Source organism: Kitasatospora sp. NPDC091207, from assembly GCF_044768625.1.
GTDB lineage: Bacteria > Actinomycetota > Actinomycetes > Streptomycetales > Streptomycetaceae > Kitasatospora.
On sequence record NZ_JBIVVS010000023.1, the window covers coordinates 46228 to 58941 of the forward strand.

A 12714-nucleotide genomic window follows, 5' to 3' on the forward strand; every position below is an offset into this window, starting at 1 on the left:
CCCTAGGGAGAACCATGGAGAGCCAGACCAAACCGGCGATCGAACTGATCGAGCAGAACGGCGAGGTGACCCTCAGCATCGGCGGCGAGCAGGCCATGCAGGCCTGGGAGCGGGACTTGATGTGGGCCAGCGCCGACATGCTCTGCGAGTACGGCCAGGACTTCTACGAGGTGGGGCTCGGCCTCGGCCTGTCCGCGCTGCGGATCGCCGGCAACCCGGCGACCCGCCGGCACACCGTGCTGGAGCTCTTCGACGAGGTCGAGGAGCTCTTCCGGGCCCGGCACCCGCAGCTGCCCGACAACCTCGCCATCGAGCGCGGCGACTTCTTCCAGCGGATCTTCGAGCTGCCGTCCGAGAGCATCGACGGGATGTTCTTCGACCCGGCCCTCGACATGGAGGTCTGGACGGACGCCGAGCTGTGGGCCCGGACCATGCCCGAGGTGGTCCGGGTGCTGCGCCCCGGCGGGGTGTTCCTCCCGTTCTTCAGCACCAAGCCGGAGCTGCGCTGGCAGTACCTGCCGCACTTCCGCTCGATCCGGGTCGAGCGGCACCCGTTCGTCGCCTACGACACCACCGAGTACACCCACGGCGGGACCACCGGCGACGCCTTCATCCAGTGCTTCCGCAAGGACTGACCCGGCGCACCGCTCCACCGGCCGGCCCGGCCCACGACCGTGCCGGCCCACCCCCACCCGACACCGCGCACCGGCGCCGTTTCCGGAGGTATCCCGATGACCGTCACCCTGACCAACGGCTCCCGCCCCGACCTGGGGATCCGCTCGGTCTTCCTCGCCGGCCCGTTCATCCAGCTCCTGGACCCGGAGACCGGCGAGATGCCGGCCGAGGCCCGGGCCCCGTTCGACGTCCTGATCAAGCACTTCGAGTCGCAGGGGCTCTCCGTGCACAACGCCCACCGCCGCGAGGCGTGGGGGGCGGAGCTGATGCGGCCGGAGCAGTGCACCAAGCTCGACCAGGACGAGATCCGCAAGGCCGACGTCTTCGTCGCCCTGCCGGGCCACCCGGCCTCCCCGGGCACCCACATCGAGATCGGGTGGGCGAGCGCCTTCGACAAGCCGATCGTGCTGCTGCTGGAGCGCGACCGGGAGTACACCTTCCTCGTCCAGGGTCTGCACACGGTGGCCTCGGTGGAGTACGTGGTCCACACGGACCTCGCCGCCTGCCTGCCGGCCGTCGACCGCGCGGTGGACGCGGCGGTGCAGCGGCAGCGGGAGGGCCACGGCACCCGGTGACCGACGAGCACCCCGTCACCGACCGGCGCCCGGTCACCGACGAGCGCGGGGCCGCCCGCCCCGGCCCCGCGCACCACCGGGCCGGGGCCCGGCCCGCCCGGCCGTCCCGGTCCGCGGCCCGACCGCCGACCACTCCCGGGGAACGCCCATGAGCAGCCCACCACCCGCCCGGCTCGTGGCGGCCCTCCTCGCCTGCCTGGCGCTGATCGCCACCGCGACGGGCTTCACACCGCCGGGCAGCGGGCGGCGCGCCGGGCCGGCCGCCACGCCGGCGGCGGCCTCCTACACGGTCGAGCTGACCGGTGACTCCTCGGGAGGGCGGTGGACCGGGCACGAGCGGGTCAGCTTCACCAACGTCTCGGCGCAGCCGCTCCCCGAGATCCACCTGCGGCTGTGGGGCAACGCCCGCGGGGGCTGTACGGCGCCGCCCGTCACCGTGACGCACCTGGTCGGGGCGGCCGCGGCCACCCTGTCGGCCGGGTGCACCGTGCTGCGGATCGCTCTGCCGGCCCCGCTGCGCCCCGGCGGGCGCCACACGATCGGCTTCGACCTCGACCTGAGGGCACCCGAACTCCCCGACCGTGCCGGGCGGTTCGGCCGGCACGGGACAGCCGCCCACTTCGGCAACGCGCTGCCGGTACTCGCGGTACGGGACGCCGCCGGCTGGCACCTCGACCCGTTCACCGACACCGGGGAGTCCTTCTACACCCTGGCCGCCGACTTCACCGTGCGGCTCGACCATCCGGCGGGCCTGGAGGTGCCGGCCACCGGTGACCCGGTCGACACCCCGGGCGCCGCCGGGCGGACCGTGACCACGACGACGGCCCGGCAGGTCCGCGACTTCGCCTGGTCCGCGGGCCCGTTCGAGCGTCTCTCCGGAGTCTCCGCCGGCGGGGTCACGGTCACCGTGCACACCGTCGCCGGTGTCCGTGCCGCCGATGCCGCGGCCATACTGGCCACCGCCGAGTCCGCGCTGGACGCGCAGGCGCGCGCCTTCGGCGCCTACCCGTACACCGAGCTGGACGTCGTGCTGGACAACGAGCTCTGGTTCAGCGGCATGGAGTACCCGGGGTTCGTGCTGGACCGGGTCAGCACGAGCGCGCTCGTCCACGAGATCGCGCACCAGTGGTGGTACGGCATCGTCGGCGACGACCAGTACCACCAGCCCTGGCTGGACGAGTCCTTCGCCGAGTACGCCACCGACCTCGCCCTCGGCCGGGACGGCGCCGGCTGCTGGTCCGCCGTCACCTGGTCGGCTCCGCAGGAGATGATCACCAACGGCATGGCGTACTGGGACGACCATCCCGGCCGCTACGGGGTCGTCGTGTACGACTACGGCGCCTGCGCGCTGCACGACCTGCGGCGGTTGATCGGCCCGGACGCGATGGCCCGGCTGCTCCGCGGCTACGCCCGCACGCACTGGTACGGCGTGAGCAGCACCGCCGCGTTCCTGGCCGCGGCCCGGGCCGCCACCACCGAGGACCTGAGCCCGTTCTGGGCCGACCACCGGATCAGCGCCTGACCGGTCCGGGCCGGCCCCGCCCGGCGGCCCGCTCCGGTCAGGAGACCAGACCCTGCTCCGCCAGCTCGGTCAGCGTCACCGTGCACAGCCCGCCGCGCTCGGTCTTCACGTCCGTCACCTTCAGCTGGGTGCCCGGCAGCAGGATGAACTCCTCCTCGCCGGTGAACGCGGAGTAGCGCTGGATGCCCGCGGCCCGGACCGGGATCACCTCGAAGAGAGTGCGCTTGCCGCGGCTGCCGAGGAACCCCCGGGCGACGCCCAGCTCGGAGGTGCAGGAGGACACGCCCCACCAGGTCACCGTCCGCCCGAGCGGGTACTGCGCGCGCAGGTCCAGCGACACCCCGCGCCAGAGCGGCTCCGTGCGGGCGGGCAGCTGCGACACCGCCGAGAACAGCAGCCGCAGATACGGGAGGTACGGCACGATCCGGCTGCGGTCGGGCGAGCGCAGGATGGCGTTGATCTCCCGGTAGAACGCGGACTCGCAGGTGTAGAGGTAGAGGGCGGCGATCGCCTCGGCGGACAGCCCGCCGGCCGCTTCGTCCGCCCGCTGCCGGCCGAACGCGTGCGACCGCTCGACATGCCGCTCCAGGCCGGCCAGCAGCCCGGCCACCGGGGCGACGGCGTCGCGGAACTCCATCAGCGGGGTGTCGAACACCCCGGTGATCGCGGGGAGGACGAGCCCCTCGTCCTTGACGCTCGCGAGCCGTTCGAGGTACAGCTGGTGCAGCTCCATGGTGGAGGCGATGAACGCGCCCATGCGTTCGGCGGTGTCGCCGCCCGCCCCACCGCTCGCCGCGGCACGCTCGTTCCACCCCTTGGCCGGGAGCCAGTCGATCGTGTCGGCGCCCAGCGACGCGAGGGCCGCGTTCACCAGGGCGAAGTGGTCGCCGTCGCAGAAGATGTCGCCCTGCGCCGCGGGGTTGGCGTGGTCGATGTGCCGGACCTCGACCTCGGGGTACTTCTCCTGGAGCTGGAGGACGACCTTCTTCAGGCTGCGCGCGTGCGCTCCCCACCACGCGAAGACGACGCCGCGGTCCTCCTCGTCGGCGTTCTGCTTGGCCCGGAGGATCTCCTCGACGATCCGCTCGGCGACCGGCCGCCAGAACGCCGTGTGCCGGTCGGTCGCCGTCGACCCGTCGCTGCTCGCGGTGAGCGCGGCGTTCAGCAGCAGCACACCCTGGGTGAGCATCGCCTGGAACCACTCCGGCGGCTGGACGGTGTCCCGCTCCTTCAGCAGCGCGCGTATGTCGGCGATCGGGGTCTTCTTCGGGATGCCGTGCTTCCACATCGCCGCCGCCTTGATGATGCAGCGGATGCTGACCACCCGGCCGAACTGGCTGTCCTTCCAGTCGTGGAAGGTGTTGTCGAACATGGCGATGCCGGTGGCGCTCTCCGGCCTCGGGTAGGGGTTCTGGCCGAAGACGACGACCTTCCACTTGTGCGGCGCGTTGGGCTTGAGCGCCTGGAAGGTCAGCTCGCGGACGGGGACGACCTCGGGGCCGCGGCCTGGTCCGATGAACGCGGCGGCGCCCGGCTGGGCCTCGATGACCGGCTTCAGCAGCGGGAGCCACGGTTCTCCGCCGCCCTGGAAGAGTTCGGCGAGCGCCAGCGGGTCGTTCGGGTCGGACGGGGCCGGGGTGGTGGCGGGGGTGGTGGCATCGCTCATGGTGGTGCGGCTCCGATTCACCGGTGTTTCGACGGACATGACGGGACGGCGGCGCACGGGCCCGCGACGCGCGGGGCCTGCCGTGCGCGGGGCCGTGCGCGGACCCCGGCTCCCTCCGGGAGTTCCTGAGGGCCCGTCACCTCCGCGGCGGACTCCACTGTTGTACCGGCCGGGTGTGACAGCCGACGGCCCGGCCGGCACCGGTCCGGACACCGGCCGCCGGCGTCGTGACCGGCCTGTCAGTGGCGAGCGCTAGCGTCGTGACCAGTAGAGGAACCGTGTCCCGAAGGGGAGTGGACCATGACCACAGACCGCGTGCAGTCGCCGCTCAAGGTGGTGCTGACCGACACCAACGCGCCGGTGGTGGCGGCCTGGCGGGCGGCGTTCGCCGACCTGCCGGAGATCGAGATCCGGCAGGGATCGATCCTCGACCAGACGGTCGACGCCTGGGTCAGCCCCACCAACTCCCGCGGCCGGATGGACGGCGGGGTCGACGCGGTCGTCAAGCGGCACCTGGGCGCGGGCATCCAGCTGCGCGTGCAGCGCGCGATACGCGACCGCTTCGCGGGGACGCTCCCGGTGGGGAGCGCGGTCTGCGTGCCGTCCGGGGCAACCAACCCGAGGTTCCTGATCTCGGCTCCGACGATGCAGGAGTCCGCACAGAACGTGAGCGCGACCTTGAACGTGGCGCTGGCGTGCGCCGCCGCGTTCCAGGCGGTCCACCGGCAGAACAGGGAGGCCCCGGGCAGCATCGGCTCGGTGGCCCTGGTCGGTATGGGCGCCCGGACCGGCCGGGTCCCGGCCCGGGTCTGCGCCAACCTGATGTGGACGGGCTACACGCTGTTCAACGACCACGTCTTCGAGGACGACGACGACCTGCGCGGCACCATCCTCGCGCAGCTCGACGACCTGGAGAGCGCCCCCGTCACCGAGCGGGTCCGCATCGCCCCGCCCGCCCGCCGCACGCGCCGCTGACCGGGGGCCACTCCCACGCGTCCGCCCGGCCGGTCTCCCGACACCCCCGCCGCGGGCCGGGCTCCGCGAGCCCGGCCCGCCCGGTCAGTGACCGACGGTCGCGATCCTCGCGCTCACCCGGATCTTGCGGTCCGGCTTCAGGTCGTCGAGGAACCGCACCTTCCCCGGCTCGAACACCAGGCACATGCTGGACCCCCCGTAGCTGAACCAGCCCAGCTCGTCGCCCTTCTTGACCGGCTGGCCGGGCTTCACCCCGATGGTCACCGAGGAGATCTCGGTGATCCCGATGGGAATGACGCAGACCATGCCGATCCTCGCGTCCGGGCTCTCGATGAACAGCAGTCCCCGGGTGTTGACCGAGGCCTGGTACCCCTGCGAGTAGGTCCCGGCCGTCGGGTCCTCGCCGGCGGACTCGGCGTTGCTGAACATCAGGCCGTCGACGACCTCGGCACTGCGTACGACACCGTCGATCGGCGAGCGCCAGCGATGGTAGTCCGAGCCCGCGAGGAACGACTGGAAGACGTCCCCGTTGAGGAACCTGCTGGTGTACGGGCTGCCGTTCAGCATGTCGACCAGCGAGTAGGGCTGCCCCTTGAGCCAGAAGTCGTCCGTCTCCCGGACGTCGCGCGCGATCCTGAACACGGCACCGTCGTTGGCCGAGACGACGGCCGCCGGATCCGTGTCGACCGGCCGCTTCCCCGGGAGGAGTTCCCGGTGGAAGAACGCGTTGAACGACGTGTAGCCCCAGTGCGGCTTCTTCTTGTCCGCTTCGGTGACGTACTCGTCGAGGTCGAACTCGTTGACGGCGGGGGCGGACAGCCAGCCGTCCTCCCCCTCCGTGAGGACGCCGGCGCTCCGGTCGCTGTCCAGGTAGTCGCACCACTCCTTCAGGATCTTCTGGATCGCCCGGTTGAACTTCTCGTTGCGGAACAGCGCTTCCCCCGCCGGTGTCATCATCATGTAGACGAAGAGCGCCGACATCGGGAAGAACACCCGCTTCTCGCGGTCCGGGTTGTACTGCGGCGCGGTCGTCCTGATGAGGTCGAGGGCCGCGAGCAACTCGTCGACGCCCTTGATGTGCTGGTGCGGCGGCGGGACCTCCTGGATCATCTGGGACACATACATCCGGACGATCCCGTCCCGCTTGATCAGCGCTTCCAGCTCCCGCACTCCGGGGCTGAACTCGCCTCCCCCGTCGCCCAGTCGCAGCACGAAGTCCGCCTGCCACTCGTCGATGGCCGCCCGGCTGTCCGGCAGATAGCCGGCCGCGCGCGCGAACAGGTTGTCGTACTGCCCATCGAGAACAGCCTCTTGGTCACCCATGGATCTCTCCATCCCGAAGTGTCCGAATCACACGTCCTCGACCAGTGGTACCACCGGAAATGTCAATCGTGTACGAAGACATGCGAAGGGGCCGGAAAGCTCGCCCGTCGCAATGCGCGACCACACCCGGAGCCGGCCGCGCGCCGACGCGCGGCTACCGGCCACGGAGGCCGGCGCCGATACCGATACCGATACCGGCATCGAGGCCGACAACGCCGAGGCCTTTGCAATTCTCCATACACACCAGTGAATTGACGGGGCGACAGTCATGCTCATGCCCGCCGGAACTGTCCGGCGCAGGGCCTACTATCAGTTGCGACACACGACTGACGCCGCATCGGCGGGTCGTCTACCGTGGCGCCTGCCCAACCAGTCACCCCTGCAAGGGAGCACCGTATGGCCCGGAGCCGGAAGCTCCATCGCCTCAGCAACCCCGACACCAGCGAGCGCCACGCGCAGCGCATGCTGTTCCGCCACCTCCGCGACGACACCAACGCGAATCGCGGCCGGATGGCGAAGCGGGTGCGTGAACTCCAGCTCCTGTTGGCGATGGACCCGGTCGAGTTCGAGCAGCTCATAGCCCGGTTGATGGAGGCCATGGGCATGAAGGTCGAGCTCACGGCCCGCTCGCGGGACGGCGGGGTGGACGTGCGCGGAATCGACACCGACCCCTTCCGCGGCGGGAACGTGATCGTGCAGGTGAAACGGTATCGGGACACGGTGACACCGTCCGCCGTGCGGGACCTCTTCGGCACCCTGCAGCACGATCGGGCCGCGACCAAGGCCGTCCTCGTCACGACCAGCCGGTTCGGCCCGAGCTCGCACCAGTTCGTGGCGGGTAAGCCCATCACCCTGATCAACGGCTCCGAACTGGTCGGCCTGCTCAAGCACCACGGCTTCCACGAGGTGTTCGCCGCCGCGCACCACGTCGCCGCCGAGGCCGGCGACCAGGGCGGCGACGGCCTGCCCGGAATCGAGCTGGCCGCCGAGCCCGCCCGGCTCCTCCTCCACTGGACCGGCGAGGAGGAGTACGACATCGCCGCCCTGGTGTGCCAAGCGAACAAGGCGCTGTCGGACGAGCACCTGGTGTTCTACAACAACGCTTCCACGCCCGACGGTTCGGTCCGGCTGGTGACCGGCTACGGCGACGCGAACGCCTGCCTGATGGTGGACTTCGACGCGCTCCCCGCCGACGCGGACCGGCTCGTCATCGTCGCCGCGGCCGACACCGAGAACCGGCCGGCGGCCACCATGGCCGGGTTCGCCGGACCGGCACTGATCCTCGAAGCCGGCGCCGACCAGGCCCCGGCCGTGGTGCACCTGGCCGACGGCGCCGCCACCAACACCGCGATGCGTCTCGGCCGCTTCGATCGCGACGCCGCCGGGGACTGGGACTTCACCCCCGCCCTGGCCGGCTACCCGGGGGGACTGCACCAGGCCGTCATCGCCTACGGCCTGGAGGTCGAGGACACGTAGGCCGGTCGTCGCGCTCACTGACGGCACTTCACTCCCCTCCGTGGGTGCCACGGAGGGGAGTGGCACTCTGCGGGCGCCGGAGGTGGACGACCGGTTCCACCGGCCCGGTGACGTCGAAGCCGAAGTCCGCGACTTCGTCCCACGCTCGACGACTGACACCGACTCCCACAGCTCCGTGCTCGGGAGTCCGGCCGGGCGGGATCATGGACGGATCTCCCGGGAGGGGGCAGACGGGGGCGGGCATCATTTCCCTGCGCTCAACGGTCATGCGGATACCCGCCCCCGCACCGAGGCGCGTTCGCATCCTCGGCGTCATCGCCCGGTTCGTCAGTCTGATGAGCTTCGGCCGGCAGGCCTCGACCGCCGAACCCCCGCCGCCCGCCCTCACGTCGGGGTCGGCACCACAGGAGGCGGGCGGGCGGGGGTCAGGGCCGGATCGCGGACCAGGTCGCGGGCAGCGGGTCGAACCAGCCGATGACGCGGCCCTCGCCGTCATGGGCCGAGCCGGCGACGGCGGCGGGCGCGACGTGCAGGTCGTCGACCCGGCGGGCCAGCGCGGCGATGGCCACGTGGAGCTGCATCCGGGCCAGGGCCGCGCCCGGGCAGTGGTGGGCGCCCATACCGAAGCCGAGGTGGGCGTTGTCGCCGCGCCCGATGTCGAAGGTGTCCGGCCGGGCGAACGCGCGCTCGTCCCGGTTGGCCGCGCAGAGCGCTCCCACCGTGACCTCGCCGCGCCGGATCAGCGTGCCGCCGATCTCGACGTCCTCCGAGGCGTAGCGGGGGAAGGTCGAGGTGCTGTGGAACGGGGTGAAGCGGATCAGCTCCTCGACGGCGGAGGGCACGAAGTCCGGGTTCCGGCGCAGCCGTTCCAGCTCCGACCGGTGATGCATCAGGGCCCGCACGAAGTTGGCCAGCATCAGTACGGTGTTCTGGAGCCCGGGCAGGAGCAGCCGGAGCGCGGCGGTCACGAGTTGACGATCCGTCAGGGACGCCAGGGTCAGGTCGTCACCGGCTTCGGCGCGGGCCCGGATCATGGTGCTCAGCAGGTCGTCGGCGGGGGCGCCGGCGGCGGTGCGTGCCGCGATGAGCCCGCCCAGGTGGTGGGCGAGGGCGCGCCGGTCCTGCTTCTCGGCCTCGGACGGGGGTGACGCGGTGGAGGCTCCCCCGAGCAGACGGGCCCGCACCTCGGGCCGGTCGTCGGCGGGCACGTCGAGCAGCTCGCAGAGGACTTCGGCGGCGAGCGGTTTGACGAATCCGGCCATCAGATCGGTCTCCGTCCGGTCACCCGACGGACGCCCGCCGAGGTCCAGCCGGCCGAGCCGGTCCAGCAGGTCGTCGGCGATCGTCGCCGTGACCCCGCGCAGCCGCTCGATCCGCCGGGGCTTGAGCCCGCCCCTGGTGAGCCGGTTGACCTGGTCGGAGGTCAACGCCGGTGCGCCGCCCGGCTTTTCGGGCGCGGACTCCTCCGACGACGCGCACGCGGCCGGGGCCGGGGCCGGCGGGGTCAGCCCGAACCGGCTGTCGGTCAGGAGCCGGCGGACGTCCGCGTACCGGGAGCACAGCCACGCCTCGCCGAGTCCCCCGACCTCGACCCGGCGCAGGCCCGCGGTGTCGCGCAGGCCGGCGTAGCGGTGGTCGAGGTCGAGGAGGTGGGGCTCCCCGAAGGGGTAGCGCAGCACATCCGGTGCGGGCTCGGGGTGAGTCACCGTGCGTTCCTCTCTGCGACTGCGACTGCGACGACGGCTGCGACGACGACGGCTGCGGCTACAGCTACGGCTACGGCTACGGCGTGCGACGCGGGTGGGACCGGAGACGCTCAGGAGCGCGGCGCGAGCTGCCAGCCGAAGCCGTCGTCGTCGCCCGAGGCGCGTACCGTCACGGCCACGGCGGCGCGGCGGACGAGCGAGCGGCGCGGGTCCGAACCAACCGTGGTACCGGGGAAGTTGCTCATGGTCCTGCCTCCGGGGGGCTGCGGGGTGGTTGTCAGGAAACCTGTATACAGCGGGGATCCGGGCAGGTCAGCAGATTGCACCGGCCTCGGGCCGACATGGCAGGGACAGTCCGTTCCGGTGCCGGGAGGCCGGTTCAGGCCACGCCCGCCGGGGTGCAGGAAGTGACCACTACCGCCCGCTCCGCCCCGGGCCACAGCATGGGACCAGTCAGCAGCCCGCTGACGACCACCAGCCGAAGGAGACTGCGATGTCTGCGTTCGAGGAGCTCGAGGAACTGGTCAACACGATGGCTGCCGCCGAGCCGGCCGAGGTCGACGAGGACGGCATCGGCGACGTGGCGTGGAAGGTCTCGTACTCGACCTTCTACAACAACTAGTCGTTGCCGGCAGGGGCACCCGCCGTACCGCGCCGCAGGGGCCTCCCCTCCGGCCGGGCGACGGGTGCCCCTGCCGCGTCCGCCGCGCCGTTCCCCTACCGTCCGGGCGCGTTGCGCGCCTGCGGATCCGCCCGGCGGGTCCCCGTCGATCCGAGGAGCTCGACCATGAACTTCGTCATTCCGGACAAGAAGGTCCAGCAGGGCATCAAGGTCCTGCTGGACGACTACGTCCTCATCGAGAGCACCGACACCTTCGTCATCACCTACACCCCGGACAGCCGCGACCCGGCGGCCTGGCTGGCGCTCGCGCTGCGGCACCGGGGCTTCGCGACGCCGATCGTCCCGATGCGCAAGCTGGAGGACCCGGAGTTCGCCGGGCGCCTGGAGGCGGTGCTCCCCGATCCGGAGACCCTGCCCGGCCGCCTGGTCGTCCTCACCCTCGAACGCGACACCATGTCGCACTTCAACGTGTTCGAGAACGCGCTGAAGAGGTTCGGCGGTGACCGCACGATGATCCTGCGGATCATCAGCGCCTCCACCGCGTTCTTCACCAAGTCCCTCAACCTGGCCCCCGCGCAGCTGACCCGCTTCAACGCGACGCTGCTGGAGCGGGTGAAGCCGGCCCGCAAGGTGCGGGTCACCAGCCGCGGCGGCACCGACCTGACGATCGAGCTCGACGCGGACAAGTACCACTGGATCAGCAACCGGGGCGTCTGGCGGCCCGGCGGTTTCACCATCCTGCCGGCCGGCGAGGTCGCGACCTACCCGGTCTCGGTCGACGGCGTGCTGGTGGCGGACGGGGCGTTCAACGCCAACATCATCACGCCGCTGAACGCCAGCCTGGCCGCCAACCCGGTCCGGGTGGAGATCGAGAACGGCAAGGCGGTCTCCCTCAGCTGTGCCGACCCGCAGCTCGACGCGATGTTCCAGCTCTGCCTGAACAGCCCGTTCGGCCGCAACGTCGGGGAGTTCGGCCTGGGCACCAACCGCGGCATCGACGAGTTCATCACCGCCAACTCGCACATCAACGAGCGGCGTTGCGGTGTCCACCTCGGGTTCGGCCAGCACAACCAGCGGGTGAGCAAGGTCCCGTACATCGCCGACGTCCACCTCGACCTGATCACCGCCGGCGCGCTGGTCTGGGTCGACGACGACCCGGAGCCGATCGATCTGGAGACCTTCGCCGCCACCGACGCGGAGCACCCGGCGGACGCCCTGGACGAGGACATCACCGGCGACTGCTGCGGCCTGGGATACGGCCAACTCGAAGGCCTGGCCGCCTGCGTCGTCCCCGGCAGCCCGGTGCAGGTCCAGCGATGACGGCGGCGGCGAACGGCACCGTGACGGCCGCTCCCGCGGCCCAGGTCTCGGCCGAGGAGTTCGCCCGGCGCGGCTATGTGATCCTGCGCGGGATCCTGGACGCCGAGGAGGTGGAGCGGGCCCGGGCCCTGTGCTCCGGCTACCTCACCGGCACCGGCTCGCAGGAGATGCTCACCAGCGACTTCCTGGCCGACGACTTCCTGGCCGGCATCGTGCTGCGCGAGCGCGTGGTGCGCGCCGTCAAGGAGTTGCTGGGCGAGGACCACCCCGTGCTGTACCCGAACTCCACCGCGCGCAAGAACGTGTACGTCCCCTGGCACGTCGACGCCACGTTCGTCGGACCGACCGCCGCGTACGTCTGGGAGCCCGGGTTCGCACACGTCCAATGCGGGCTGTACCTCCAGGACAACGACCCGGTCGGCGGGGGCGGCATCGACGTGGTGCGCGCCTCGCACCTGATGTCCTTCGACGGATACGGCACGATGGAACCGGAGTTCGACATCCCGGCGCGGACGGTGGGCGAATCCGACCTCCGCGAACGGGTCGATACCCGGGCGGGCGACGTCGTGGTGTGGAACGCTCGTCTGATGCACACCAGCACGACGGTCCTGGAGGATCCGGGCCGGGAGAAGTTCGGCGTCTTCTTCAGCTACGCCCGCCCGCACGTGCGCGACAACCACCGGTTCCTGAGCCAGATCGCCGTGGACTCGATGCGCACGATGAACGGCGTCTCCCGGCTGATCCCCCGGCTGGCCGAGATCGCCCGGATGCGGTACCCGGAGAGCTTCCCGGCCTGGTTCGCCCAGGAGGCCGCCGACTCGGGCATCCGCATCGTCACCCTGTGAAAGGACGAG

General features: G+C 71.5%; 13 protein-coding genes. 9 read left to right on the forward strand and 4 right to left on the reverse strand.

What is annotated here, in order from left to right; genetic code table 11:
• The first annotated feature begins 14 nt into the window (after positions 1-14).
• The 3 genes from ACIQTO_RS29685 (at position 15) to ACIQTO_RS29695 (ending at position 2772) form a co-directional block, all read left to right on the forward strand.
• Positions 15-635 carry a class I SAM-dependent methyltransferase gene (locus ACIQTO_RS29685; RefSeq protein WP_402394325.1) on the forward strand — a complete coding sequence of 207 codons (621 nt, stop codon included), beginning with the start codon at positions 15-17 and terminating at the stop codon, positions 633-635.
• A gap of 96 nt (positions 636-731) precedes the next feature.
• Positions 732-1250: a nucleoside 2-deoxyribosyltransferase gene (locus tag ACIQTO_RS29690; RefSeq protein ID WP_402394328.1), complete on the forward strand. Its 519-nt coding sequence runs from the start codon at positions 732-734 to the stop codon at positions 1248-1250.
• 148 nt (positions 1251-1398) lie between these two features.
• Positions 1399-2772: a M1 family metallopeptidase gene (locus tag ACIQTO_RS29695; protein WP_402394331.1), complete on the forward strand. Its 1374-nt coding sequence runs from the start codon at positions 1399-1401 to the stop codon at positions 2770-2772.
• A gap of 37 nt (positions 2773-2809) precedes the next feature.
• Here the strand turns inward: ACIQTO_RS29695 and ACIQTO_RS29700 are convergent, their stop codons facing one another.
• Entirely contained in the window at positions 2810-4438 is a 1629-nt protein-coding gene (locus ACIQTO_RS29700; RefSeq protein WP_402394334.1) for an ADP-ribosyltransferase domain-containing protein, read from the reverse strand.
• Positions 4439-4738: 300 nt separating this feature from the next.
• On the opposite strand from ACIQTO_RS29700, the gene ACIQTO_RS29705 reads away from it, so the two are divergent.
• Positions 4739-5413 (forward strand): macro domain-containing protein, encoded by a 675-nt coding sequence (locus tag ACIQTO_RS29705; RefSeq protein ID WP_402394337.1) that lies wholly within the window; start codon positions 4739-4741, stop codon positions 5411-5413.
• An 84-nt stretch (positions 5414-5497) separates the two neighbouring features.
• Here the strand turns inward: ACIQTO_RS29705 and ACIQTO_RS29710 are convergent, their stop codons facing one another.
• Positions 5498-6736 (reverse strand): phosphatidylserine decarboxylase family protein, encoded by a 1239-nt coding sequence (locus tag ACIQTO_RS29710; protein WP_402394340.1) that lies wholly within the window; start codon positions 6734-6736, stop codon positions 5498-5500.
• A gap of 112 nt (positions 6737-6848) precedes the next feature.
• On the opposite strand from ACIQTO_RS29710, the gene ACIQTO_RS29715 reads away from it, so the two are divergent.
• Together ACIQTO_RS29715 and ACIQTO_RS29720 are read left to right on the forward strand one after the other, a co-directional pair.
• On the forward strand, positions 6849-6986 hold the full coding sequence (locus tag ACIQTO_RS29715) for a hypothetical protein (RefSeq protein WP_402394344.1): 138 nt from the start codon (positions 6849-6851) through the stop codon (positions 6984-6986).
• A 146-nt stretch (positions 6987-7132) separates the two neighbouring features.
• Complete coding sequence (locus ACIQTO_RS29720) at positions 7133-8212, forward strand: restriction endonuclease (RefSeq protein WP_402394347.1); 1080 nt, start codon at positions 7133-7135, stop codon at positions 8210-8212.
• 425 nt (positions 8213-8637) lie between these two features.
• On the opposite strand, the gene ACIQTO_RS29725 is transcribed toward ACIQTO_RS29720, so the two are convergent.
• Together ACIQTO_RS29725 and ACIQTO_RS29730 are read right to left on the reverse strand one after the other, a co-directional pair.
• Positions 8638-9918, reverse strand: coding sequence for a cytochrome P450 (locus ACIQTO_RS29725; RefSeq protein WP_402394349.1), 1281 nt, complete (start codon positions 9916-9918; stop codon positions 8638-8640).
• 110 nt (positions 9919-10028) lie between these two features.
• Positions 10029-10163: a hypothetical protein gene (locus tag ACIQTO_RS29730; RefSeq protein ID WP_402394352.1), complete on the reverse strand. Its 135-nt coding sequence runs from the start codon at positions 10161-10163 to the stop codon at positions 10029-10031.
• Positions 10164-10411: 248 nt separating this feature from the next.
• Between ACIQTO_RS29730 and ACIQTO_RS29735 the strand changes: the two genes are divergently transcribed.
• From ACIQTO_RS29735 to ACIQTO_RS29745, 3 genes are all read left to right on the forward strand, one after another.
• The gene (locus ACIQTO_RS29735; RefSeq protein WP_360634607.1) at positions 10412-10540 is read left to right on the forward strand and encodes a hypothetical protein; all 129 of its coding nucleotides are present in this window, start codon (positions 10412-10414) and stop codon (positions 10538-10540) included.
• A gap of 165 nt (positions 10541-10705) precedes the next feature.
• Entirely contained in the window at positions 10706-11860 is a 1155-nt protein-coding gene (locus tag ACIQTO_RS29740; protein ID WP_402394355.1) for a hypothetical protein, read from the forward strand.
• Positions 11857-12705, forward strand: coding sequence for a phytanoyl-CoA dioxygenase family protein (locus ACIQTO_RS29745; protein ID WP_402394357.1), 849 nt, complete (start codon positions 11857-11859; stop codon positions 12703-12705). Before ACIQTO_RS29740 ends, ACIQTO_RS29745 begins: the two co-directional genes overlap by 4 nt.
• Positions 12706-12714 lie beyond the last annotated feature (9 nt).

Coding starts and splice junctions, on each gene's coding strand:
- ACIQTO_RS29685 (WP_402394325.1), top strand. CDS start 15: ATGGAGAGCCAGACCAAACCGGCGATCGAACTGATCGAGCAGAACGGC.
- ACIQTO_RS29690 (WP_402394328.1), top strand. CDS start 732: ATGACCGTCACCCTGACCAACGGCTCCCGCCCCGACCTGGGGATCCGC.
- ACIQTO_RS29695 (WP_402394331.1), top strand. CDS start 1,399: ATGAGCAGCCCACCACCCGCCCGGCTCGTGGCGGCCCTCCTCGCCTGC.
- ACIQTO_RS29700 (WP_402394334.1), bottom strand. CDS start 4,438: ATGAGCGATGCCACCACCCCCGCCACCACCCCGGCCCCGTCCGACCCG.
- ACIQTO_RS29705 (WP_402394337.1), top strand. CDS start 4,739: ATGACCACAGACCGCGTGCAGTCGCCGCTCAAGGTGGTGCTGACCGAC.
- ACIQTO_RS29710 (WP_402394340.1), bottom strand. CDS start 6,736: ATGGGTGACCAAGAGGCTGTTCTCGATGGGCAGTACGACAACCTGTTC.
- ACIQTO_RS29715 (WP_402394344.1), top strand. CDS start 6,849: ATGCGCGACCACACCCGGAGCCGGCCGCGCGCCGACGCGCGGCTACCG.
- ACIQTO_RS29720 (WP_402394347.1), top strand. CDS start 7,133: ATGGCCCGGAGCCGGAAGCTCCATCGCCTCAGCAACCCCGACACCAGC.
- ACIQTO_RS29730 (WP_402394352.1), bottom strand. CDS start 10,163: ATGAGCAACTTCCCCGGTACCACGGTTGGTTCGGACCCGCGCCGCTCG.
- ACIQTO_RS29735 (WP_360634607.1), top strand. CDS start 10,412: ATGTCTGCGTTCGAGGAGCTCGAGGAACTGGTCAACACGATGGCTGCC.
- ACIQTO_RS29740 (WP_402394355.1), top strand. CDS start 10,706: ATGAACTTCGTCATTCCGGACAAGAAGGTCCAGCAGGGCATCAAGGTC.
- ACIQTO_RS29745 (WP_402394357.1), top strand. CDS start 11,857: ATGACGGCGGCGGCGAACGGCACCGTGACGGCCGCTCCCGCGGCCCAG.